This is a genomic window from Haloarcula sp. Atlit-47R, assembly GCF_003665985.1.
GTDB lineage: Archaea > Halobacteriota > Halobacteria > Halobacteriales > Haloarculaceae > Haloarcula > Haloarcula taiwanensis.
Map to the genome: position 1 here is coordinate 289,701 of NZ_QPLQ01000002.1, position 23,420 is coordinate 313,120.

The following is a 23,420-nucleotide window of genomic DNA, read 5'->3' on the forward strand; positions in this document are numbered from 1 at the left end:
CGACCACGGACTGTGGCCCGAGATTCCGACGGCGGCGGAGACGGCGAGGCTGGCGGCAGTGGCGACGGCGTTCGGCGCCGCGCTATCCGCGACAGCGTCGAACGCCGCGCCCTCGTCGCGCTCGCGGCGGGGACCGTCGCCCTGCTGCTCGGCATCTTCTACTACCCGGTGGCGACGGTGTTCGTCGACAGCGTCCTCGTCGACGGCCGCCTGACAGCGCGGGTGTTCGTCTCGATACTCCGGGACCCGTTCTACCTCGGCGAGCCGGCGCGGGTGCTCGCCGGCGAGCCAGTCGGAGCCGTCATCGAGAGCGTCCGCTCGCCGGGCCGACGGCTGGGCGTCATCGGCTTCACGGCGTACCAGGCGGCGCTGTCGACGGTCGCCAGCGTTGCACTCGGTCTTCCGGCGGCGTATCTGCTGGCCCGCTACGAGTTCCCCGGCCGGCGGACGCTCCGGTCGCTGACCATCCTCCCGTTCGTCCTCCCGTCCATCATGGTCGCCGTCGGCTTCGTCGCCACGTTCGGACAGCGGGGGACGCTCAACGCCGTTCTCGGCGCGCTCGGCCTCGGGCCGGTCAATCTCCTGTTCACGCTCGAAGCCGTCGTCGTCGCCCACGCGTTCTACAACGCGCCGCTGGTGGCACGGGTGACGACCGCCGCCTGGGAGTCCGTCGACGCCAGCGCGGTCGAGACGGCCCGGAGCCTCGGCGCGAGCCCGCTCCGTGCGTTCCGCGACGTGGTCGCCCCGCAACTGTACCCGTCGGTGCTGATGGGCGGGGCGCTTACCTTCGTGTTCACCTTCAGCACGTTTCCCATCGTCCTCGCGCTGGGCGGCTTCCAGCTGGCGACCGTCGAAGTGTTCGTCTATCGGCTCATCCGCGATCTGGAGTACGCCGAAGCGGCCGCCCTCGCGCTCATCGAACTCGGCATCTCGCTGGGCCTGCTGTACGCGTATCTCCGGTACGAAGCCAAGCATACCGTCCGGTCGCGGGGAATTCGGCCGCTGCCGCGCCGGCCGCTGGTCCCGCCGTCGCTCTCGCCCCGCGAACTGCTCCCCAGAGTCGGGCTCGCCGCCTACGCCGTCGTCGCGCTGGCGGTGTTCGTCGCGCCGATAGCGAGCATGGTGCTGGCCAGCCTCAGCGGGCCGGAGGGGCTGACGCTGTCGAACTACCGGTTCCTCGTCGAGCGGCAGACGACCGGCGCGTCGTTCCAGGTTCAGCCGTGGGACGCCGTTCGGAACTCGCTGCTGTTCGGGGTCGCCTCCCTCGCCGTCGCCCTGCCGATGGGCGTCGTCGTGGCCGTGTTGACGACGCGGGACTACCGCGGCCGAAAGGTCGTCGACGCCGTCGCGATGGCGCCGCTCGCCGTATCGGGCATCGTCGTCGGCCTCGGCCTGCTCCGGGGCCTCGTTTTCGGTTTCGAAATCGGCGGCACCCGTCTCGCCGTCGGTGGCGGTCTCGCTATCATCGCCGCCCACGCCGTCGCTGGCTACCCGTTCGTCGTTCGGACGGTCGCGCCCGGCCTCGAAAGCATCGACCACACGCTGGTCGAATCGGCCCGCGCGCTCGGCGCGCCGCGTGCCAGAGCGCTGCTGGACATCGAACTGCCGCTCGTGTGGCCAGCCGTTATCGCTGGGGCCGCCTTCGCGTTCGCTATCTCTATCGGGGAGTTCTCGGCGACGATTGTGCTTGCCTCGGGGACGAACCAGTTCACGATGCCAATCGCCATCGAGCGGTTCATCGGTCGCCGCCTCGGTCCCGCGACAGCGATGGGTGTCGTTTTGCTCGTGGTTACCAGCGCGAGCTTCCTGCTCATCGACCGGCTGGGAGGTGACGACGTTGGGTTCTAAGGGACCCCGATCAGACAGTGCTGCCGTGAACCGGACTGCCCCGCCGGCGGTCGAACTCGACGGCGTCACCAGACACTACGGCGAGACGACCGCCGTCTCCGACCTCTCGCTGTCGATTCAGGACGGCGAGTTCTTCACGCTGGTCGGTCCCTCCGGCTGTGGGAAAACGACGACACTCCGGCTTATCGCCGGGTTCGAAGACCCCACACAGGGCGAAGTCCGATTCGGCGGCACGTCAGCCACCGGCGTCCCGCCGGAGGACCGCGACGTGGGCGTCGTCTTCCAGAATTACGCGCTGTTCCCGCACATGACCGTCGGGGAGAACATCGCTTACGGACTCTCCTTCACCGACCCGCCGGGCGGCGGCAGCGACGAGGCCCGGGTGCGTGAGCTGCTTGAACTGGTGGACCTCGGCGGGATGGCTGACCGGGACCCCGACACGCTGTCCGGCGGTCAGCAACAGCGAGTAGCGATGGCCCGCGCACTGGCTCCCGGCCCCGACGTGCTCTTGCTCGATGAGCCGATGAGCGCCCTCGATGCGAAGCTCCGGGAACGGTTGCGTGTGCAGGTTCGCGAGATTCAGCAGGAGCTGGGTATTACGACGATTTATGTCACCCACGACCAGGAGGAGGCCCTGGCCGTGTCCGACCGCGTGGCAGTCATGCGCGACGGGACACCGGAACAGGTCGCGCCACCGCGGACCATCTACCGCGAGCCGGCGACTGAGTTCGTCGCCACCTTTGTCGGCGACAACAACGTTCTCAGTGGTGCGGTAACCACGGTGCGGTCGACCGATGACGTCGGCGATTCTGGTGCTGAGAGTGGCCAACCCATCGCGGACGTGACGGTCGACGGGACGACGCTTGCAGTTGCTCTGGAAGGTGACGGCGACCCGGCGACGGTCTCGTCCGGGGACCAACTCACGTTCTGCGTTCGGCCGGAGCGGCTTGCTGTCGACGCCGACCGAAACGCGCTGACGGCGACCGTCACGAGCGCGGAGTTCCTCGGGGAGACCACGCGTGTGCACCTCGACTGGAAGGGCCGAGAACTCCTGTTGCGAGCCGAAGACCCGCCGACCGGCACCGTGACTGTCGGTTTTGCCCCGACAGACACCCACATCGTCGACAGGCAGTCGTAAGCTACCAATCCACACGCCGGCACCGGAATGAAGTCTGTTTTAACCCACCTGTGGCTATCGCCGATATCAGTATGACACGCGGTGCCGTCGCAACTGTTCGAAACGGGCGTATCGGAGCGTCTCGACAGGGCTGGCGGGAAGCACCGGTTCCAGACCAGAGCCACGCCAGAGTCCTGCCGGATAGGCGCGACGGGGGGCGGTGATGGTCGAGTTCGAACCCCGGCTTTTCGACGATATCGACCCGTCTGAGCGCCCGTCGCTGGGTGCCGCGCTCGTGCCAATCGCGGGAATGATTGTGTTCCTCAGTGTGGGCCTCATTGCCTTCGACTTGGACCCACAGTTCCCGCTGTTCTGGGGGATTGCCTTCACCGGCCTGTTCGCACGGTATCACCTCGGGCTGACGTGGGAAGACCTGTACGACGGGATCGCCAGCAGCCTGCTCATGGGCATGCGTGTGATTCTCATCATGTTCACCGTGTACGCGCTCATCGCGTCGTGGATTCAGGCGGGCACGATTCCCAGTCTTATGTACTTCGGGCTGGAGTTGTTCACACCGACGGTGTTTCTCCCGGTGGCGGCTATCCTCTCCGCGATCATCTCCTTCGCCGTTGGCTCCTCGTGGACAACGGCCGGCACGCTCGGGGTAGCGCTCATCGGTATCGGGTCGGGGCTGGGCATTTCAGAACCGATGACCGCCGGCGCGATCCTCAGCGGGGCCTACACGGGGGACAAGCAGTCCCCGCTCTCGGATACGACGAATCTGGCCGCCGCAGTGACAGACACGGACCTGTACGAACACATCAACGCGATGCGGGCCGGCACGCTCGTCGCGTTCACGATTGCCGTCCTCCTGTACGCCGGCCTCGGACTGCGGGCCGCTGGGGCCATTCCCGCGGACCGCGTTGCGTCCATTCAGGCGGCCATTGAAACCACGTACGTCGTCTCGCCGCTCGTATTTTTGCCGGTCGTCGTGACCTTTGGACTTGCGCTGCGTGGCATCCCCGCCCTGCCGACGCTCGGAACAGGCGTCTTCGCGGGCGTCGGGACCGCGATGCTCGTGCAGGGAACCGGATTCGGCGCTGCCTGGTCGGCGGCACAGTCCGGGACGGCCCCAGAAACAGGCATGGAACTCGTGAACGGACTCCTAGAGAGCGGCGGGCTGACCGGCGGCGCGTGGATTGTGACGATTGCGATTGCTGCGCTCGCGCTGGGCGGGTTGCTCGAACGGGCCGGTGTGCTGGCGGTCCTTTCCCACCATCTCGGCCGACTCTGCCACAGCGTTGCGAGCCTCACGGGCGTGACCGCTGTGTCCGCCGTCTCGATGAATATCCTCGCGGCGGAACAGTACGTGAGTATCGTGGTCCCGGGGATGACGCTCGGGAATCTGTACAACGAACAGGGACTCGATAGTCAGAACCTCTCCCGGGCCATCGAAGCGTCGGGCACGACGACGAGTGCGCTTATTCCGTGGAGCAGCGGCGGGCTGTTCATGGCCGGCACGCTCGGGGTCCCGACGCTTGAATACGCACCGTACTACTTCTTTGGCTTCCTCTCGCCGCTCGTACTGCTGTTCATGGGGGTCACCGGCTGGCAGATTGTCTCTGCGGACCGAGCTGACGCCGACGAGACGGCCATGCAGTCCGGTGGCACTGGGTCGGTGACGGCTGGCGAGGACTAACGGCCCTGACCACCGACAGTAAGGGCAGGCTTCGGCGGCTCCGCGTGCGCGTGCGCGCGAAGCCCTGATAAGTGCACAGCCCTTACACGACATGATGTCACCACAGAAGCCATCCGCTGACGGCGAGCAGGCTGCCGACGGTCGGGCGAGCGACGCAGGCCCGGCAGTCGACTACGAGACGGTGTCGGTTCCAGTGCTGGTCATCGGCGCTGGCGCTGCCGGGGCGCGGGTTGCCATCGGACTTGCCGAGAACGGTGTCGAGCCGCTGGTCATCGGCAAGCGGGACCACGGCGACGCCCACACGACGTGGGCGGCCGGCGGTATCAACGCCTCGCTGGGGTCGCTGGACCCCGAAGACGACTGGACCATCCATGCGGCGGATACGCTGGACGAAGGGCATTTCATCAACGATCCGAAAGCGGTCGAGCTAACCGCCAAGCACATGCCCGACCGCATCCGGGAACTCGACGACTGGGGGATGCCGTTCGACCGCACCGAAGACGGCAAGATAAATCAGCGGTACTTCGGCGCGCAGTCGTTCCGCCGGACCTGCTTCGTCGGCGACCGCACGGGCGAGGCGATGCTGGACACGCTCGTCGACAGGGCCCAGTCGCTCGAAATTCCCTACCGCGACAACGTGATGGTTACGCGCCTGCTCTCGGACGGCGACCGCGTCTACGGCGCGGCCGGCTACGACATGGAGAGCGGCGAGTTCATTCTCTTCGAATCGAACCACGTCGTCCTGGCGGCGGGTGGCTCCTCCGCACTGTACAACCGCCACTCCTCGCGCGACGAGGAGAACAACGGCGACGGCCCGGCGCTGGCGCTCGACGCCGGTGCGTCGCTGATGGACATGGAGTTCGTCCAGTTCCACCCGACGGGGATGGTCGGCGACCGCTACGGCGAGGACTGGGACGGCCGACTCGTCACCGAAGCGGTCCGCGGCGAGGGCGGTCGGTTGCTCAACGCCAAGGGCGAGCGGTTCATGGAGGAGTACTCCCCGGACCAGATGGAACTCGACGCGCGGGACGTGGTGGCCCGCGCCATCGCACAGGAACTCCGCGAAGGCCGTGGAACGGAGAACGGCGGCGTCTATCTGGATATCTCCCATCGTGACGACGAGTACATCAAATCGCGGCTCCCGCGGATGTACGAGCGGTTCATGGACCTCGGCGTCGACATCACAGAGAAGCCAATGGAAGTCGCGCCAACAGCCCACTATTCGATGGGTGGCGTCGATATCGACTTCGAGACCGGGGAAACCGGCGTTGGTGGACTCTACGCTGTCGGTGAGACAGTCGCAGGCGTTCACGGTGCGAACCGCCTCGGCGGGAACTCACTTGCGGAGACGGTCGCCATCGGAGCGCTCGTCGGCGACCACGTCGCGGCGCAGGTAACAGATGACGACCGCGACGACGCCCTGCCGGACGGACAGCGTGCCGTCGCCGAGCGCGAGTTCCGGTCGCTGCGGGAACTGGCAGCCTCGGACGGCGATGAGACTCCCGAACAACTCCTCGCGGACCTCGGCGACTTGCTGTGGGAGCATGCCGGCATCCTCCGCACCGAGGACTCGCTGTCGGCCGGGCTGGAGAAACTTCGGGACCTGCGCGAGCGGACGGGGGACATCGGCGTCGACGGCGACCGAACCAGCCTGTCGTTCGAACTCGCTGTCGACCTTTCGTTCAGCCTCACGGTCGCTGAGGCGTTGCTGTTGAGCGCGCGCGAGCGCGACGAGTCACGCGGCGCACACTACCGCACCGACGCCTCCGACGTGGACCCCGACTGGCGGAGAAACATCCTCGTGAACCGCGGCGACACCGGGCTCGAACTGACGACTCGCGGCGTCGGCGAGCCGAGCGACGAAGTCAGCGAGGCAGTCGATGTCGGCTACGAACTCGACTACCACCACCTCGAATAGGCCGGTCCGTTACGCAGTCTGTTCGCGATTGTTTTGTTAATCCCGGTAGGCGCAGTGGAAGCCGGCGACCTGCTGGTAGAACGTCGGAATCACGTCTGTTCTAAGGTCCGCGTCAGGGTCGTCCGCGAACTCTTGACGCGTGAACTCGCGCGCGTCTTCGATGGCCGCGTCGACGTGCGGCGGAACTCCGGGTTCGTCAATCGTACCGATGTAGGCCCAAATGAACGCCGCCTCCAGCGTGTCGAAGAACTCCGGGGTCGGTTCGAACGTGGGTTCGCCGTCCGCCGCGATTCGGTTGTACGTCCGGCTGATGAGGACGCTGCCGTCCTTGAGGCCGTGATCGGCAAACGACTCCGTGGTCGTACACTCCTCGTCCTTGTCGTGGTCGCGTGCAGTATCGCTTGACATACGTTAACAGAGTGTCGGTAACTGAAAGTAATCAGCTGGAGTGTGTCCCGACACGGCACACTCCAGGTGGCTTTTTATGTCACCGAGATTCAAGACGGTCCCCGCCGACGCTCTATTCACTGTGGCACCGACTCGCCGGACCGTCCTCGCCAGCGGTGGTCCCGCACTCGGGAGTCTCACCGCCGTTTCAGGCTGTCTGGGTGCCGGCGACGCGGACGTGTCGTGTCCGCCCTCAGTCCCGACCGACGCGTCGCTGCGCATCGGCTTCGTCGGCGATGTCATGCTGGGCCGGAGCGTCGACGAACGCTGGCGCGATGCCCCCGACGGACCGACCGCCGTCTGGGGGTCGATGCTCGACCGGCTCCAGTCGCTCGATGGGCTGGTGGCGAACCTCGAATGCTGTCTCTCGGACCGTGGCGAACCGCGGCCCGGCCGTAGGTTCCACTTCCGAGCGAGCCCGGGATGGGCCGTACCCGCGCTAGACCGCGTCGGCGTCTCGTGTGTCGGACTGGCGAACAACCACCTGCTCGATTTCGGCCCGGCAGCGCTCGTGGACACGCCGACCCACCTCGCCGACGCTGGCATCGCCTCAGCCGGGGCTGGGGCCGGTAGAAAGACGGCATTCGAGCCAGCAACCGTCGAAATCGGCGGTCTCTCTGTCGCCGTCGTGGCCGTCACTGACCAGTCGCCCAGCTACGCCGCCGGACGGGACAGCCCCGGCACGGCCTACGCACCGCTTGACCCGAGCCACCCGCTGACTCGCCGCCGCGTCGGGAGCGCGCTGGCGGCGGCTCGCGACGCCGACCCGGACCTGCTCGTCGCCACTACCCACTGGGGACCAAACTGGGTGACAGAGCCAGCCGAAACACAGCAGGCGTTCGCCCGCTGGCTGATTGACAACGGGGCCGACGTGGTCCACGGCCACAGCGCCCACGTTATTCAGGGGATCGAGGTGTATCGCGGTCGCCCCATCATGTACGACACCGGCAACTTCGTCGACGACTACGCGGTCAAGGACGGCTATCGCAACGACCGGAGCTTCCTGTTCGAACTGCACATCGAGGCCGGGCAGCTGGCCGCGCTCGAACTCACGCCGGTCGAGAACGCGTACACGCAGGTCAGACGCGCCGACAGCGCGGTAGCGGCGTGGCTTCGTGAGACAGTACGAGAGCGCTCTCGGCCCTTCGGAACAGCTATCGACCGTATCGACCGTGCCGGCCGTAGACTCCGGATTCCGCTGTCGTGTCCGGCATAACATCTGTTGTGTGTTTCCGACTTGGTGCGGGTTCGGCTGCTACCTATCAACAGCCACAACCGCGGCCATTATTTCGTCGACGAGCCGTGGGCTGTACGTCCAGAGGCCCCGGAACGGGCCATCATCCGTTTCTTCGGCGACAAGCGCACACTTGTTCTGGTTGTCACCGGCAGCGTCGAATGCCAGCAACCACACCTGTTCGAGGGCGGTGCCTGTGAGCGGATGGAAGGTAATGCCGCAACTCGGCGGCTCCCAGTCGTCCTGTCCGTAGACGTGGATATCGAGGGTCGTGTCGCTGGCGAGCGTCTCATACCGGGCGCGCTGAGAGCGGAAGATCGACAGCGACTGGAAGCTCACTCGAAGGGTACCTTCCCCGACACGGTAGGCTCTGTCCTCGAACTCGTGGGACGTTTCAAGCAACTGTGCCGGCGTGAGCGATGACAGGAGCGTGTTCGCAAGCGCCGAGTAGAGCAGCTGTCGGCCCGGGTCACTGTCAGGCGGTCCGCTATCGCCGGAGCGGACCGTCAGCTTGCACAGAAATGCCTGCAGCGCGGTGAGGGGGATTGCCTCGGCGAACACGCCGTCCCGACGGATGACGGCAAACGCATCTTGCTGGCCGGTCAGGAGCCTCCGCCAAGTGGCGGTGAGACCCTGGCTTTCGAGACGCTCAACCACAGCGGTCGCTTCGGACGGGCCATACACAGTCACCGCTACGTCCGAGCGCTCGAACCGTCGAAGAAGCGTGCTGACTGTCATCGCCTCTCGTCAGTCTCCGCGGTCTGTCCCACCATCCAGATCGATTATCGTTGCAAGAACCTCGGTCGCTGAGGGCGGCAGCGACACCAGCGTCGCGGTCTGCTGGTCAGCATCGTAGCTAACAATGCCAGCGTCATCGAGAACCGAGAGGTGGCGGTGGTGGAGCGACGTGCGGGTATCGTCCCAGTTGCAGGCGTCGGTGGCTCGCCCACGCGCTTTCGTCCAGCCTATGAACACATCAGTGAGTTCCGCGAGCGAGGCCGAGTCGTGTTCGGTGAGGTAAGTGTATATCATCCGCCGGGGCTCGGCTGCCAGCGCCCGTAATAGCGTATCGAGTCGCTCGGACGTGAGTCCCGGCGTCTCCGCAGGCTGTTCGTGCTGATCCATGTCAAACAATTATCCACTCTCAGTATTAACGTCATTGGCCGCTGGGTAATCGCAGATGTGACGGAATCCATTTACGTGTCAGTGCCGTCTAAAACGTATGAACTACGAGTCCGCCCTACAGCGTGCGTATGACGTGCTACCAGACCAGCCCCGGGAAGCCGGTGAACGGCTCTCGATTCCGGACCCCGAAGGCCAAACTGACGGTGCGTTCACACGCCTGACAAACTTGGAGGCAGTCGCTGACGCCGTCTCGCGGGACGCCCAGCACCTCCACCGAGCCATCCAGCGCGAGTTCGGGACCAACGGCCAGTTCGACGGCGGCGAAGCCCGCTACAACGGGTCGTTCGACACCGCTGATTTCGAGGCCGCTATCGACGCGTACGTCGCCGAATACGTCACCTGTTCCGAGTGTGGCCTGCCCGACACCGTCCTCAAGAACGAGGACGGCGTCGACATGCTGCGCTGTCAGGCCTGTGGTGCGTTCCGCCCGGTCGCCAAGGGCGCGAGTTCGAACACCCAGCAGGACCGACCCACGCTCGAAGAGGGCGAGACCTACGAGGTCAAGATTACCGGCACGGGCCGCGAGGGCGACGGCGTCGCCGAGAAAGGGAAGTACACCATCTTCGTCTCCGGAGCGCGAGAAGGGCAGGTCGTCGACGCCTACATCGAGAGCATCAGCGGCACGCTGGCGTTCGGCCGGGTCGCATAACGGCTGTTTTCCCCGCGGCGGAGCTACGTTTCTCGCTTAGTCCCAGAGACCCGTTGAAAGGTATCGTTCGCCGGTGTCCGGCAGAACGACGACCACCGTCTCGTCGGGATTCTCGGTGGCGTACTCCGCGGCCGCGTGTAGCGCTGCGCCCGATGAGATACCGACCATGATGCCCTCTTCACTGGCGAGTCGTCGGGCCGCGTCGGTGGAGGCCGCCTTGCTCGCGGTCCGCACCTCGTCGATGAGGTCATGCCGGAGAACGTCCGGAACAAACCCGGGCCCGATGCCCTGGATGTCGTGGCTGTCCGGGTCATCTGCCGAGAGCAGTTGCGACTGTTCCGGCTCGACGGCGACCGAGGTGAGGTCCGTACCGACCTCCTCCTCGATGTACTCCGAGATGCCGGTGATCGTCCCGCCGGTCCCGACACCGGCGACGACGGCGTCCACGTCACCGCCCGTATCCGACCAGATCTCCGGCCCCGTCGTCTCGCGGTGGGCGCGCGGGTTCGCCTCGTTCTCAAACTGCCGGGCGCGGACGGTGCCAGGGGCGTCTGCGAGTTCGTTCGCCCGCTCGATAGCGCCGCTCATTCCGTCGTCGGCCGGCGTGAGTTCGAGGTCTGCGCCCAGCCCCGACAGCAACTGCCGGCGCTCCTCGCTCATCGACTCTGGCATCGTCAGCACGCAGTCGTACCCCCGTGCAGCGCAGACAGCGGCCAGTCCGATACCAGTGTTACCGCTGGTCGCCTCGACGACCGTCCCGTCGTCGGCGAGAGCCCCGGACTCCGCGGCCGCCTCGACCATGTACAGCGCGATGCGGTCCTTCACCGAGTAGGGGTTTGCCGCTTCGACCTTCCCGAGTAGGTTGTCTGCGAAGCCGTCGAGACAGACCAGCGGCGTATCGCCGATAAGGTCGGTCACGCTGGCCGCGACAGTGCCGTCGTCATCTCGCTGGGCGTACGACTGCATACATCGGGAGAAGGCCAGTGGCCCCCGTAACGGAGTACCCAGAATACTGTGGGTTGAAGACATTCACTCGATTCCGAGTCTCCAGAAGCTTATGTCGGCCCCGTCCGATGTGTCCAGTAATGCCCGAGATTACCGTCTCAGAAGGCCTGTACCGACAGCTATCCGCCGCGGAAAATCAGGTCGACGAAGAGACGCTCTGGAAAATGCTGCACCAGTTCAAGCGCCAGAACACGCCAAGCGAGTAACGCCGTCATCACCCGGCCGGTTCGATGAGTTCCGGCGAGTCGTTGGCCGGACTGTTGACCGCTGACGAAACCGGATAGGTCTGCATGGGGGCGTCGTACGGGTCAAGCAGTGCCGATACGTCACCGGCGCTACCCCGGAGCCACGTCGACTCCTCATCGGGGTCGAGGATGACGGCCATCCGGTGATGGAGGTCAGCGACGGCCTCGTTTGGCTCGGTTGTCACTATCGTGAACGACTCGACGAGATCGTCTTCGCCGCCCGAATCGTCGCCGCTTGCACCAAACTCACCTAGTCCGGCCTGGCGCTGTGGCGGCTCCCACCGCTCGTACAGCCCCGCCATCGCGAACAGGTCGTCGTCCGGCAGCGCCACGCGATACGGTTGCTTGCCGTCGCTCGTCTCGACCCACTCGTAGAATCCATCAGCGGGAACCAGACAGCGCCGGGACTCGTAGGCCTCAGCGAACGAGCGTTTTTTCGACAGGGTCTCGGCGCGGGCGTTGATGTGTCCATGGTCCGTTCGGCTGTCTGCCCAGTTCGGAATCAGTCCCCACTCTAGCCGCTGGATGGTGCTGGGCGACTCGCCGGTGATGACTGGCAGGTCCTGACTCGGAGCGGCGTTGTATCGCGGCTCGTAGTCGAAGGAAAACTCGGCGTCGAACCGCGTCTCAATTTCCTCGCGGGGAGAGAACAAACTGTAGCGGCCACACATGACCTGCTTTTGGCGTTCCCACTGGATAAATCCACTACTCGCTCATCCACTCGCTCGCCTGTGGCTCCGTCGGGTCGGTCCTGACCTCGACGAGCGTCGGCGCGTCCGTCTGCACCGCTTCGCGAACCGCCGTGTGGATTTCGGACGGCGTGTCGGCCTGCATGGCTTCCATCCCCATTCCGGCAGCGACAGTTCCGAAGTCAATCGGCGTCGTGTCCCATCCGTATGCCTGCTGGTCGAGGTCGTAGCTGCGCCCGGCCTCCTCGCTGATAATCGCGTAATCGTCGTTGTTGAGGACGACGACGGTGATCGGGAGGTCCTCTGCGACCGCAGTATGGAGTTCGTGTACGCACATCATGAGACCGCCATCACCAGTCAGCGCAACGACGGGCGTGTCCGGGTTCGCTAGCTGTGCTCCAATCGCCGACGGCAGTCCCGTCCCCATCGTCGCCCACGACCCGGGGTTGACGTAGCTGCGTGGCCCGTGCGCCTCAAACGTATTCAGCGCCCAGACGCGGAACCCCCCGGCATCGACGGCCGTGATAGCATCAGAAGGAAGTGCGTCTCGAAGGATTTGCAACACGTGGACGGAGGTCAACGGCGGTTCCGAATCCACGAGTGGGTCGATTCGACGTGCAGTGGCAGCACGGACAGCCTGTGCGCGTTCAGTGCCGTCCGCCTTCGAGGCGGGAGCGGTGTCAGCCGCCGCAATTTTGTCCTCAATCGCCGCCATCGTCTCTGCGGCATCCGCGAGGATACCGACGGTCGGATTATAGCCCGTTCCGAGGTCGTCAGCGTCCATGGTGACGTGAACGAGCGTCTCAGGCAGTTCGACGGACCACCCGCGTGTCCCGTGTGCGTCAAGGTCGGATCCGACGGCGAGCACGGCATCGGCGTCGGCGAGGCAGTCCAGTAGCTCTGGGCTCGCGCTTCCGGCCAACACGCCGGCGCTGAGGGTGTGGTCCTCGGGGAGCACGCCTTTACCCTTGTACGTCGTCACGACGGGTGCAGCAAGCCGCTCGGCGAGGCTTCGGAGCGCCGACGAGCCGTCCGCCACTCGCACACCGCCGCCGGCCAGAATAAGCGGCCGCTCGGCCGCGAGCAGGTGCTCGGCGGCTGTCGAAACTTCCTGTTCCGGAACGGTGCTTGCGGACGGAGCCGAAGGTGTGCCTGCACCAGCGAGCGGCACGTCCATCTGCAGATAATTCTTGGGGATTCCGACCCTGACTGGCCCCTTTGGGGGTGTTTGAGCGACCTGCACCGCCCGGTCAATCGTCGCCGCTGTCGTTTCGGGGTTTTTCAGCAGTATGTTCTCTTTAACGACGTTGTCGTAGGTGTCCGGTGGGGTTTCGTGAATCGCATCACCGCCCCGGAGCGTCGGCTCGGTTTCGATAGCGAAATGCACCAGTGGCGTGCAGTCGTTCAGCGCGTTTTTCAGGCCGTTCATCGCGTTCATATCGCCGGGGCCGGGGACGACGACAGTACTCGCTATCTCTCCGCTCGTCTCTGCATAGCCCCAGGCCTGGTGTGAGACCGCAGTTTCGTGTCGTGCCACGACAAAGCGGATATCGTCTCGCTTGCCGATGGCTTCGTTCAGCGGGAGGGACTGCTTTCCGGGGATTCCAAAGACGGTATCGATACCGTTCGCGACGAGACGGTCTACCACCGCCAGACTAACGCGCATACTGATTCCTCACGCGTACGTCAAGTCACGCTCATGACTTTAGTTCGCCGCCGGCCATGCTAGACCGCGTGGGGGTACCACAGCCACGAGGCGGGCAGAGACAACCGAGGGCTGCACGGCCCGCGAATTTAAATCCGACAGCGCCCAATTACGTGACAGATGACCACGGACCCCTCGTTCAGCATCCCCGCACACCCACAGCGGCGCTTTCCACACGGGAACGGGGTCGAATACGAGGGCGGGACGGAGTTCCGACTCATCCCGGAACAGGAGCGGGCAACGCCAGCCCTCGCCGAGACGGTCGCCAATATGCTTGAGGCTGGGCCCTACCGCTTCGGTGATTTCCACGACCTGCCGATGCCGCTGTGGCTGGTCCGCGACGAGGAGACGACCGATGTGTTCCGCGTCGCAGTCCGAGACGGGACGGTGCGACTGCACGTCCTGCCCACCACGGAGTCTGCCGGGCTACAGCGCTTCTTCGAGCGCCTGTGTGAAACCTGCACAGAGGGGTCGTGGACGGTGCAGCGACACGTCGACGGGCAGTAGCCGGACGGCCGAGAGAGTGCAGACCCAAAACCGTCTTACACACCTGCCTCCATGTGTTCGCCATGACCGTCTCTCGCGAAGTCGAGCTAGAGGGCCACATCATCGACTCCGGGATGATGCAGTCCTGTTTCGGCATCATCATGGACCTGGGCGGCTCTTTCTCCGTTCAGGAGTTCGATATCGGCCGTCACAAAGACGAGGAGTCATACGCCCGGATGCTCGTCGAGGCCGACGACGAAGACCAGCTCCAGTCGATTGTCCACGAACTCCACCAGCACGGCGTCAACCCCTCGGACCCGAAAGACGCCACGCTCGTCCCCGCGCCCGACGACCAGGTCGTCCCGCATGGCTTCTACTCGACGACGAACCACCCCACATACATCCGTCACGACGGCGAGTGGGTCGAAGTCGAGGACATGGAGATGGACTGCGCCGTCGTTGTCGAGGACGGCGACTCCACTCGGGCCTACACCAAGGTCCTCAACGCTATCGAAGAGGGCGATCTGGTCGTCACCGACGAAACCGGCATCAAGGTCCAGCCGCCGGAGCGGCCCCGTGACGCCGGTGGCGCGTTCGGCTTTATGCAGGGCGGGGTTTCGTCCGAGCGGCCCTCGGAGTCGACGATCCGAAAGATAGCCAACGCCATCCGCGAGACGAAAAAGGAGGGCGGCAAAGTGCTTGCCGTCTGTGGCCCGGCGCTCATCCACTCCGGCGCGCGAGAGGACCTCGCGCGGCTCGTCCGCGAGGGCTACGTCGACATGCTGTCTGCCGGCAACGGCTTCGCCGTCCACGACATCGAACGAGACATCTACGGCACGTCGCTCGGGATGGACACCGAGAGCTTGGACCACCCCCGCCACGGCCACAAGCACCACATCTACACCATCAGCGAGGTCATCCGCGAGGGCGGCATCGAGGCGGCCGTCGAGTCGGGGACCATCGAGTCCGGCGTCATGTACGAGTGCGTCGACAACGACCGCCCGTTCGTGCTGGCCGGGTCCATCCGCGACGACGGCCCGCTGCCCGACACCATCACCGACGCCGTCGAGGCCCAGAACGCCATCCGCGAGCAGGCCCACGAGGCCGACATGGTGCTGATGCTCTCGACGCTGTTGCACTCCGTCGCCGTCGGGAACTGCCTCCCGTCGACGACGCGGGTCGTCTGCGTCGACATCAACCCCGCGACGGTCACGCAACTCCTCGACCGCGGGTCCGCGCAGGCCGTCGGGATGGTGACGGACATCGGTACGTTCGTCCCGATTCTGGCCGAGCAGTTGCTCGACGAGGAGTAGCGCGACCACGAGCAGAGCGAGTGGTCGACTTTTTCGCCCACGTTTTTCAAGGAGCGGTCGCGGCCGGCGGGCGCGACCCGACGCCGAAAAAGGTGGATTGCGGACGTTCGTCCCGATTCTGGCCGAGCAGTTGCTCGGCGAGGACTAACGTAGCCGCGGCGTCCGCCGTTATCACGCGTCGGTTTCTCGCGAGATGCTTATTACTCCCCGTCCGATACTCCTTCTATGTCCTCTTTCGAGCGGCAGTTCACGCAGCTTTCTAGCGGTATCTCTGGCCTTGATTCGCTTCTCAGGGGTGGACTGGTCGAAGGGCGACTCTATCTCGTTATCGGGCCGCCCGGAACCGGTAAAACACTGCTGGGCACGCAGTTTCTCGAAGCAGGGCTTGAGGCCGGCGACGACGTGCTGTTCATCCACGCCGAGGAGTCGGCCACGGACCTGCTTGCCAACACCGCCGAACTCGGCATCGACATCAGCGAGGCGACGTTTCTCGACGTCGGCCCCGACTCGGAGTTCTTCGAGGAGGCCGAGTCGTACGACGTGGTCAAGCCGCGGGATGTCGAAGACGGCCACCTGATTTCCGACATCCGCGAGGCCATCGAGACGGTCGACCCGGACCGCGTTCTCATCGACCCGATAACGCACTTCCAGTACCTCGAACCGACCGAGTACCAGTTCCGCAAGCGCGTCATCTCCTTCGCACGCTTTCTGCAGGACAGGGAGACGACCGTGCTGGCGACCAAGACGCCAAGCAATCAGATGGACAGCCAGCTCAGGTCACTCAGCGACGGCATCATTTCGCTCAGCTACGGCGACGAGAAGGCAGGGCGGCGGATTCGACTGCGAAAACATCGCGGTATCGGCCAGCAGGACGGCTCACACGGGATGGAAATCCGCGAGTCCGGCGTCGAGGTCTACCCGGCGCTCGAACCGGAACAGCGGACGCGGTCGTTCGACCCAACGCAGTTTTCCGCCGGGATACCGGAACTGGACTCGCTGCTCGACGGCGGACTCGAACGCGGGACGGTGACGATTCTCAGCGGCCCCTCCGGCGTCGGCAAGTCGACGACGGCGACGGAGTTCCTCGCCTCCGCAGCGGCGGACGGGTCCCCGGCGCTCGCTTACCTGTTCGACGAATCAATCGACACGTTCACGCACCGCTGTGAGACGTTCGGGATGCCGCTCTCGCGATTGCGTGAGGAGGGAACACTGCTCGTCGAGGAGGTCGAGTCGCTGGCGCTGTCACCCGAGGAGTTCGCCAACCGCGTCAAGACCCAGGCCGAGGAGCGTGGAGCCGAACTCGTCGTAATCGACGGCATCGCGGGCTACAAGAACGCGATCAAGCACGGACATGACGACGTGGAACTGCGCCGGCGGCTCCACGCCCTGACACAGCATCTCACGCGCAGGAACACCGCAGTAATTCTGATCGACCAGCGCAGGGATGTGACGGGCCTGCGCGAACCGACGAGCGAGAACGTCAGCTACCTCGCTGACAACATCCTCTTTGAGAACTACATCGAGGTCGAGGGCGAACTCCAGCGCGTCGTCGGCGCGCTGAAAAAGCGCGTCGGCGGGTTCGAGGCGGTCCCGCGCCGCTTCGAGATAACCGCCGACGGCCTGCAGGTCGGTGACCCCGTCTCAGGGATGCACGGCGTGTTCGAGGGCGTTCCTGAACAGCACGGAGACAGCGACGGACGCTCGCCCACTCGCTAACTACTGATGGCTGACATCCAGTTACTACTAGCTGGCGACGGCAATCGGGAGGCACTCGCCTCCGTCGTCGCCGAACACCACACGCCGCTCACGGACGACGAATTCCAGGAGGCCGACCTCCACATTGTCGACGAGTCATCGTTTCCAAAGTACAGAGCGGCGATAGAGGCGTACAAACACCGGGCAGATCCGGTGTTCTGTCCCGTGATTCTGGTCCGCCGCGAGAGGTCCCGAGCAAGGGTTGACCTCCCAGACATCGACGCTGCCGAGCAGCCACTCGTCGTGAACGACATCGTGACAGCACCGATTGACACGCAGGCGCTCTTTCGAACCATCGTGAACCTCCTCGCGCGCCGGCGTCGCACTGAGGACCTCGTCGAGGACCTCAGAGAGCAGAACAACGAACTCCGGCGGTTCAGAAACGCCGTCGAACACGCGGGCCACGCGATTCTGATAACGAACACGAACGGTATTATCGAGTACGTTAATCCCGCGTTCGAGGAACTCACCGGGTTTAGCGCGGACGAGGCAATCGGCCGAACGCCGCGGATACTCAAATCCGGCGAACAGGGCGAACAGTTCTACGAACGGCTCTGGGACACGATCTGTCGCGGCGAGGTCTGGACGAGCGAGATCGTAAACGAGCGAAAGTCCGGCGAGCGGTTCATCATCAACCAGACCATCGCCCCGATTCAGGATGCGGATGGAACGATTCAGGGATTTGTCGGGATGCAGGACGAAATCACTGGTCGTCGGCTGCGCGAGCAACAACTCACCGTCTTTCATCGGATTCTCAGGCACAATCTCCGGAACAACGGCACGACGATCAGCGGGCGCGCAGATATCCTGTCAGAGTTAGTCGAGGACGACGACGCTCTTGGCCATCTTGAGACGATCAAAGCGAACGTACAGTCCCTGCTCGATATCAGCGAGAAAGCCCACCATGTTCAGGAACTGCTCGCGGACTCGCTGACCAACGATGTCGAACGGGAACTCGAAGACGTGCTCAGTGACATCACGGACGGGCTGGCCGCAGCGTACCCCGACGCCGAGTTCGTCGTCGAAAGCGGCTCCGAGCCGCCGACGATAGACGCAAAGGTCGTCCCGGCGTTGCAGGAACTCATCGAGAACGGTATCAAGCACTCGGACGCCTCGGCACCGCGGGTCGACGTCCGGACGGAGCGCAACGGCTCGACAGCAACGGTGACAATTGCGGACAACGGACCGGGGATCCCAGATCAAGAGCGGCGGGTCATCGAAGCCGCAGACGAAAAGCCGCTCGAACACGGGTCCGGGCTCGGACTGTGGTTCGCGTACTGGCTTATCAGCTACGTCGGTGGCGATATCGACATCCAGACCGATGGTGACGGGACCAGAATCGCCGTGACTATCCCCGTTCGGTGACCGCGGGCGTCAGATAGCGACCCATGCCAGCACAATGATAGCAGCCCCGACCGCCGTTGAGCCGACAGCGTGCGTCCGGAGTTCGTCGAGGAGGTCGTGGGAGTGGTCGTGGAGTTCACAGACTTCGTCAATTTCGCTGCCGGCTTCGCAGTTCGGAAGGAAATCCATCGCGACGTGGAGGAAGATGCCGGCGGCGAACCCGAAGATGACTGCGTTGAGGAGCGCAGACTCCGGAACCGGAAGCAGCGCGGACGGGATCGCCGTCAGACCGACGCCGGCCGCGGGAAGCAACAGTGCCGTGGCGGACTTGTCGCTACGTCCGAGTCGCCGGGCGGCGGCGTAGCCGGCCGGCCCTTTGTGCGAGACGATAGCAAGCCCGAGCAGGATACCCAGCTCCGGCATTGAGGCGTAGACCAGCCCGATGACCAGCCCGGCCGAAAGCGCGTGGGCCGCGATAGCCAGTGTCGTCATATCGAAGGACGTTTCGACGTGGGTGAGCCGGTGACCGATGGTGTGGGTGCCGTAGCCGACGACCAGTCCGGCGGCGATACCGACGCCGCCGATTCGCGCAGCACCGGCTTGCCCGCCAAGCCCCATCGCCTGCGGGACCAGGAACATGGCTGCCGACGTGACCATTGCCCCGCTCGCGAGCCCGTAGCCCCAGACCAGTCGGTAGGGATTCGTTTCGTCGGCCCGCGCACCGAGCCACGCGCCCAATGCCATTGCAACGAACGCAACCCAGGAGATAACGAGTACTTTGCTCGCTCCGCCAGTGACTGCGACAGCCGACAGGATCAGCAGGCCGACGACGCTCGCGAGGCCAGTCGCGGACACACTGCCAGTGTTATTAAAAATCGGGTTTGAGTTAATAGACATTATCTACAATCACCGGCCTATTGCTAATAAACCCATCGATGGCGGTTATCGGGTCGCTGACCGATAGTCGCCCCAGTCAAGGACACTGGAGTCCAGCGCGGTCGGGTCCGCTTCGCGGAGTGCCCAGAGAACCATTTCGGCGACTGACTCCGGGTCACGACCGCCGTCACCGGAGAGGTCCGTCGCGACCTGTCCGGGGTCGACTGCACCGACCGGCGTATCGAGGTCAGCCGCGAACCCGCGGGCGACAGCCTCCGCAGCAGCCTTCGAAACGGCGTAGGAGCCGTACCCGGGCATCCCCTCGCGGGCGACGACGCCCGTGGGGACGACAATGCGGGCGTCGGGACCGAGGTGCGGAACGGCTTCGCGAATCGTCGAGAACACGCCGCGGGCGTTCGTCCGGAGGTGGTCGTCGAAGGCGGCGTAGGACTCCTCGGTAAGCGGTGTCTCGCCGGCGGTGCCGTGGTAGACGCCGGCGTTGGCGACGACGTACTGTATTGCACCGTTGCCGGCGCGCGTGGCAGTTTCGAACAGCCGTTCCACGTCGTACTCGTCGCGCACGTCCGTCCGAATCGCAGTCACGGAGCCGCCAGCGTCCCGGATGTCGGTTGCGACCGCGTCGAGCGCCTCGGCGTCACGAGCGCAGATGACCGTCTGTGCGCCCGCATCCGCTACCGCGTGGGCTATCTGCTCGCCGATGCCTCTACTCGCACCCGTGACGACAGCGGTTGCGCTGTCCATCGCTGGGACCATAGCGGGGGTACCGCTGCCAGCCACAAGGTCGTTGCTCTCACCCTCGGTTGGGTGGGAGCGGTAGTCTCTTGTCGAACGCCCGCTACCGACCGGGCATGGACATCACCATTGCCGAGTCGACGGTCGAGGGGACGGCGCAAGCGCCGCCGTCGAAGAGCTACACGCACCGGGCGGTGCTGGCCGCGGGCTACGCCGGCGGCGCGGTCGTCCGCGACCCGCTCGTGAGCGCGGACACGAAAGCCACGATGCGCGCAGTCGAGGCCTACGGGGGCAGCGTCTCGCTGGCCGAAGACGAATCGTCGGTCGAGGTGACGGGCTTCGACGGCCGGCCGGAGACCCCGGACGACGTCATCGACTGTGCCAACAGCGGGACGACGATGCGACTCGTCACCGCGACGGCTGCGCTGCAGGACGATCTCACAGTGCTGACCGGCGACGAGTCCCTCCGGTCGCGCCCGCAGGGGCCGCTGCTCGACGCCATCGAACAGCTGGGCGGCGACGCCGAGTCGACCCGCCGGAACGGGCAGGCCCCGCTGGTGGTCGGGGGCGGCGTCGACGGCGGCGCGGTCGAAATCCCTGGCGACGTCTCCTCCCAGTACATCACGGCCCTGCTGATGGCCGGGGCCGTTTCGCCGGAGGGCATCGACGTGGACCTGACGACCGAGCTGAAGTCGTCGCCGTACGTCGATATCACGCTTGAGGTGCTTGCCGACTTCGGCGTCGACGCCGCGAAGACCGACGCCGGGTTCACCGTCGAGGGCGGCCAGTCCTACGCGCCGACCGGCGGCGAGTACAGCGTCCCCGGCGACTTCTCGTCGATGAGCTACCTGCTCGCGGCCGGCGCGCTCGCCGCCGAGGACGGCCTGCGCGTCACGTCGGCCTACCCGAGCGCCCAGGGCGATTCGGCCATCATCGGGGTCCTCGACCGGATGGGGGCCGACCTCGACTGGGACGAGGACGACGGCGAGATAGCCGTCTCGCAGTCCGAACTGACCGGCATCGAGGTCGGCGTCGAGAACACGCCGGACCTCCTGCCGACCATCGCGACGCTGGGGGCCGCCGCCGACGGCGTCACCCGGATTACCGACGCCGAGCACGTCCGGTACAAGGAGACCGACCGCGTGAGCGCGATGGCCGAGGAACTGACGAAGATGGGTGCCGAGGTCGAGGAGAAACAGGACGAACTGGTCGTCTACGGCGGGGACAGCGACCTCGTCGGCACGACCGTCGAGGGCCGGGCGGACCACCGCATCATCATGTCACTCGCCGTCGCCGGCCTCGTCGCCGACGGCGAGACGACGGTGACCGGCGCGGAACACGTCGACGTGTCCTTCCCGGACTTCTTCGACGTGCTCGAATCGCTGGGCGCGGCCGTCGGGCGGTAAATCACAGGGCTGAGGACGCACAGAGTTTTGCCATAAAAAATTGGTAGGTAGCTAACAGATAAGTGCCCTTATCACCCGCGAAGAATATTTACAACGAACGTTGTGAACGAATTAGACGACGGTGCGCACTCCCCCACGGACACCACGAGAGTTCTCTACCTCGACGACGACCAGTTGCTGCTCGACCTGCAGGCCGACATCGCCGCCGAACGCGAGGGAATCGAACTAGCGACGACGCCGGATACCGACCGGGCGAAGGCGCTGCTGGACGACAGCGAGTTCGAGTACGTCGTCGTCGGTGGCAAGCGCACCATCACGTCAGCGCACGGATTCGCCCGCGAGGTTCAGGCGACATATCCCGACACGTCGCTGGTACGGTACGCCTGGGAGACCGGAGAAGACGGCGCGGGCGAGGTGTTCGATTCGGTCCTCGAAAAGCAGGTCGAGCCGACAGGGACGATACAGCTACTCGACCGCGTCAGGTGGCTCGACGACTGAGGGGCGCATCTACAAGGTTCAAATGCCCTGAACCCCGACACCACTGTAATGAACGGCAACGAGTTCGGTCGTCTGTTCCGCATGACGACCTACGGCGAGTCTCACGGGGATGCGATGGGCTGTACCGTCTCCGGCATCCCGGCGGGCGTCGAACTCTCCGAGGAGGAGATACAGAAGGACCTCGACCGGCGCAAGCCCGGCCAGTCGATGATTACCACCTCGCGGGGAGAACCCGACAAGGTGAGCATCCAGTCCGGAATTCAGGACGGCTACACCACGGGCACGCCAATCGGGATGGTCATCCAGAACAAGGACGCCCGCTCGGGCAAGTACGAGCCGTTCATCACGGCTCCGCGGCCCTCACATGGCGACTACACCTACTCCGCGAAGTTCGGGACCCGGAACTGGGGCGGGGGCGGCCGCTCCTCGGCCCGCGAGACGGTCAACTGGGTCGCCGCCGGTGGCGTCGCAAAGCAGGTGCTCGAACAGTCCGACTACGACGTGACGATCAAGGCCCACGTCTGCCAGATCGGCGACGTAGAGGCCGACGACGTGACCTTCGAGGAGATGCTCGAACACAGCGAGGAAAACGAGGTCCGCTGTGGCGACCCCGAGGCCGCCGAGGAGATGCGGGAACTGGCCGACAAGTACCAGAAGGAGGGCGACTCCATCGGCGGGGCCATCTACTTCGAGTGTCGCGGCGTCCCCCGCGGGCTGGGCGCGCCCCGCTTCGACTCGATTCCCTCGCGGCTCGGCCAGGCGATGTACTCCATCCCGGCGGTCACCGACTTCGAACTCGGCATCGGCCGCGAGGCCCGCACCGCCACCGGGTCGGAGTACACCGAGGACTGGGAGTTCTCGGCCGACGGCGACCCGGTCCCCGTGGGCAACGACCACGGCGGGCTCCAGGGCGGTATCACGACGGGCGACCCCATCTACGGCGAGGTCACCTGGCACGCGCCCGTCTCCTTCCCGAAGACCCAGAAGACCGTCGACTGGGAGACCGGCGAGGAAAAGGAGATAACGGTCACGGGCCGCCACGACCCAGTTCTGCCGCCGCGGGCGGTCCCGGTCGTGGAGGCCATGCTCGCCTGTACGATACTGGACTTCATGCTGCTCGGCGGGCGCATCAACCCCGACCGACTCGACGACCGGCCGGGCGAGTACGACACCGACTACCATCCGTCCAGCCCGCAGAACGACCCCGAGGACGCGGACACCCACGCGAAAACCATCGACGACGACTAA

23 protein-coding genes are annotated in these 23,420 nt (G+C 65.3%); 14 read left to right on the forward strand and 9 right to left on the reverse strand.

The window, feature by feature from the left end; genetic code table 11:
• The first annotated feature begins 12 nt into the window (after positions 1–12).
• The 4 genes from DVK00_RS09125 to DVK00_RS09140 all read left to right on the forward strand — a co-directional run bounded on the left by DVK00_RS09125 (position 13) and on the right by DVK00_RS09140 (position 6,582).
• Positions 13–1,848: an iron ABC transporter permease gene (locus DVK00_RS09125; RefSeq protein ID WP_101349560.1), complete on the forward strand. Its 1,836-nt coding sequence runs from the start codon at positions 13–15 to the stop codon at positions 1,846–1,848.
• Positions 1,849–1,873: 25 nt separating this feature from the next.
• The gene (locus tag DVK00_RS09130; protein WP_121577616.1) at positions 1,874–2,986 is read left to right on the forward strand and encodes an ABC transporter ATP-binding protein; all 1,113 of its coding nucleotides are present in this window, start codon (positions 1,874–1,876) and stop codon (positions 2,984–2,986) included.
• Positions 2,987–3,188: 202 nt separating this feature from the next.
• Positions 3,189–4,664, forward strand: a complete 1,476-nt coding sequence (nhaC, locus tag DVK00_RS09135; RefSeq protein WP_121577617.1) for a Na+/H+ antiporter NhaC — start codon at positions 3,189–3,191, stop codon at positions 4,662–4,664.
• 94 nt (positions 4,665–4,758) lie between these two features.
• The gene (locus tag DVK00_RS09140) at positions 4,759–6,582 is read left to right on the forward strand and encodes an L-aspartate oxidase (RefSeq protein WP_121577618.1); all 1,824 of its coding nucleotides are present in this window, start codon (positions 4,759–4,761) and stop codon (positions 6,580–6,582) included.
• Between the two features lie 36 nt (positions 6,583–6,618).
• On the opposite strand, the gene DVK00_RS09145 is transcribed toward DVK00_RS09140, so the two are convergent.
• Positions 6,619–6,990, reverse strand: a complete 372-nt coding sequence (locus tag DVK00_RS09145) for a hypothetical protein (RefSeq protein WP_101349556.1) — start codon at positions 6,988–6,990, stop codon at positions 6,619–6,621.
• A gap of 76 nt (positions 6,991–7,066) precedes the next feature.
• Between DVK00_RS09145 and DVK00_RS09150 the strand changes: the two genes are divergently transcribed.
• Positions 7,067–8,245, forward strand: coding sequence for a CapA family protein (locus tag DVK00_RS09150; RefSeq protein ID WP_232794522.1), 1,179 nt, complete (start codon positions 7,067–7,069; stop codon positions 8,243–8,245).
• Positions 8,246–8,284: 39 nt separating this feature from the next.
• Here the strand turns inward: DVK00_RS09150 and DVK00_RS09155 are convergent, their stop codons facing one another.
• Positions 8,285–9,001, reverse strand: a complete 717-nt coding sequence (locus tag DVK00_RS09155) for a DICT sensory domain-containing protein (protein ID WP_121577619.1) — start codon at positions 8,999–9,001, stop codon at positions 8,285–8,287.
• Positions 9,002–9,010: 9 nt separating this feature from the next.
• The gene (locus tag DVK00_RS09160; RefSeq protein WP_121577620.1) at positions 9,011–9,388 is read right to left on the reverse strand and encodes a helix-turn-helix transcriptional regulator; all 378 of its coding nucleotides are present in this window, start codon (positions 9,386–9,388) and stop codon (positions 9,011–9,013) included.
• A 97-nt stretch (positions 9,389–9,485) separates the two neighbouring features.
• Between DVK00_RS09160 and DVK00_RS09165 the strand changes: the two genes are divergently transcribed.
• Positions 9,486–10,097, forward strand: coding sequence for a translation initiation factor IF-2 subunit beta (locus DVK00_RS09165; RefSeq protein ID WP_121577621.1), 612 nt, complete (start codon positions 9,486–9,488; stop codon positions 10,095–10,097).
• A gap of 36 nt (positions 10,098–10,133) precedes the next feature.
• Here the strand turns inward: DVK00_RS09165 and cysK are convergent, their stop codons facing one another.
• Positions 10,134–11,063 carry a cysteine synthase A gene (gene cysK / locus DVK00_RS09170; RefSeq protein WP_121577622.1) on the reverse strand — a complete coding sequence of 310 codons (930 nt, stop codon included), beginning with the start codon at positions 11,061–11,063 and terminating at the stop codon, positions 10,134–10,136.
• Positions 11,064–11,182: 119 nt separating this feature from the next.
• Between cysK and DVK00_RS22250 the strand changes: the two genes are divergently transcribed.
• Positions 11,183–11,308: a hypothetical protein gene (locus DVK00_RS22250; RefSeq protein WP_255410214.1), complete on the forward strand. Its 126-nt coding sequence runs from the start codon at positions 11,183–11,185 to the stop codon at positions 11,306–11,308.
• Positions 11,309–11,316: 8 nt separating this feature from the next.
• On the opposite strand, the gene DVK00_RS09175 is transcribed toward DVK00_RS22250, so the two are convergent.
• Together DVK00_RS09175 and DVK00_RS09180 are read right to left on the reverse strand one after the other, a co-directional pair.
• Positions 11,317–12,018, reverse strand: a complete 702-nt coding sequence (locus tag DVK00_RS09175; protein ID WP_101349551.1) for an SOS response-associated peptidase — start codon at positions 12,016–12,018, stop codon at positions 11,317–11,319.
• 34 nt (positions 12,019–12,052) lie between these two features.
• Complete coding sequence (locus tag DVK00_RS09180; protein ID WP_121577623.1) at positions 12,053–13,702, reverse strand: thiamine pyrophosphate-binding protein; 1,650 nt, start codon at positions 13,700–13,702, stop codon at positions 12,053–12,055.
• Between the two features lie 159 nt (positions 13,703–13,861).
• Between DVK00_RS09180 and DVK00_RS09185 the strand changes: the two genes are divergently transcribed.
• Both DVK00_RS09185 and DVK00_RS09190 read left to right on the forward strand, forming a co-directional pair.
• Positions 13,862–14,248 carry a hypothetical protein gene (locus DVK00_RS09185; RefSeq protein WP_101349549.1) on the forward strand — a complete coding sequence of 129 codons (387 nt, stop codon included), beginning with the start codon at positions 13,862–13,864 and terminating at the stop codon, positions 14,246–14,248.
• A gap of 62 nt (positions 14,249–14,310) precedes the next feature.
• Positions 14,311–15,540: a TIGR00300 family protein gene (locus DVK00_RS09190; RefSeq protein ID WP_101349548.1), complete on the forward strand. Its 1,230-nt coding sequence runs from the start codon at positions 14,311–14,313 to the stop codon at positions 15,538–15,540.
• A 46-nt stretch (positions 15,541–15,586) separates the two neighbouring features.
• Here DVK00_RS09190 and DVK00_RS22255 read toward each other — a convergent pair whose 3' ends face one another.
• The gene (locus tag DVK00_RS22255) at positions 15,587–15,715 is read right to left on the reverse strand and encodes a hypothetical protein (RefSeq protein WP_255410814.1); all 129 of its coding nucleotides are present in this window, start codon (positions 15,713–15,715) and stop codon (positions 15,587–15,589) included.
• Between the two features lie 50 nt (positions 15,716–15,765).
• Between DVK00_RS22255 and DVK00_RS09195 the strand changes: the two genes are divergently transcribed.
• Both DVK00_RS09195 and DVK00_RS09200 read left to right on the forward strand, forming a co-directional pair.
• Positions 15,766–17,256 carry an ATPase domain-containing protein gene (locus DVK00_RS09195; RefSeq protein WP_121536569.1) on the forward strand — a complete coding sequence of 497 codons (1,491 nt, stop codon included), beginning with the start codon at positions 15,766–15,768 and terminating at the stop codon, positions 17,254–17,256.
• A gap of 6 nt (positions 17,257–17,262) precedes the next feature.
• Positions 17,263–18,660 carry a PAS domain S-box protein gene (locus DVK00_RS09200; RefSeq protein WP_101349546.1) on the forward strand — a complete coding sequence of 466 codons (1,398 nt, stop codon included), beginning with the start codon at positions 17,263–17,265 and terminating at the stop codon, positions 18,658–18,660.
• 9 nt (positions 18,661–18,669) lie between these two features.
• Here DVK00_RS09200 and DVK00_RS09205 read toward each other — a convergent pair whose 3' ends face one another.
• Positions 18,670–19,536: a ZIP family metal transporter gene (locus DVK00_RS09205; RefSeq protein WP_121536567.1), complete on the reverse strand. Its 867-nt coding sequence runs from the start codon at positions 19,534–19,536 to the stop codon at positions 18,670–18,672.
• Positions 19,537–19,581: 45 nt separating this feature from the next.
• On the reverse strand, positions 19,582–20,289 hold the full coding sequence (locus DVK00_RS09210; RefSeq protein ID WP_198560223.1) for an SDR family NAD(P)-dependent oxidoreductase: 708 nt from the start codon (positions 20,287–20,289) through the stop codon (positions 19,582–19,584).
• Between the two features lie 95 nt (positions 20,290–20,384).
• On the opposite strand from DVK00_RS09210, the gene aroA reads away from it, so the two are divergent.
• From aroA to aroC, 3 genes are all read left to right on the forward strand, one after another.
• Positions 20,385–21,674: a 3-phosphoshikimate 1-carboxyvinyltransferase gene (aroA, locus tag DVK00_RS09215; RefSeq protein ID WP_121577624.1), complete on the forward strand. Its 1,290-nt coding sequence runs from the start codon at positions 20,385–20,387 to the stop codon at positions 21,672–21,674.
• A 102-nt stretch (positions 21,675–21,776) separates the two neighbouring features.
• Positions 21,777–22,172 (forward strand): hypothetical protein, encoded by a 396-nt coding sequence (locus DVK00_RS09220; RefSeq protein WP_101349542.1) that lies wholly within the window; start codon positions 21,777–21,779, stop codon positions 22,170–22,172.
• Positions 22,173–22,220: 48 nt separating this feature from the next.
• On the forward strand, positions 22,221–23,420 hold the full coding sequence (gene aroC / locus DVK00_RS09225) for a chorismate synthase (protein ID WP_101349541.1): 1,200 nt from the start codon (positions 22,221–22,223) through the stop codon (positions 23,418–23,420).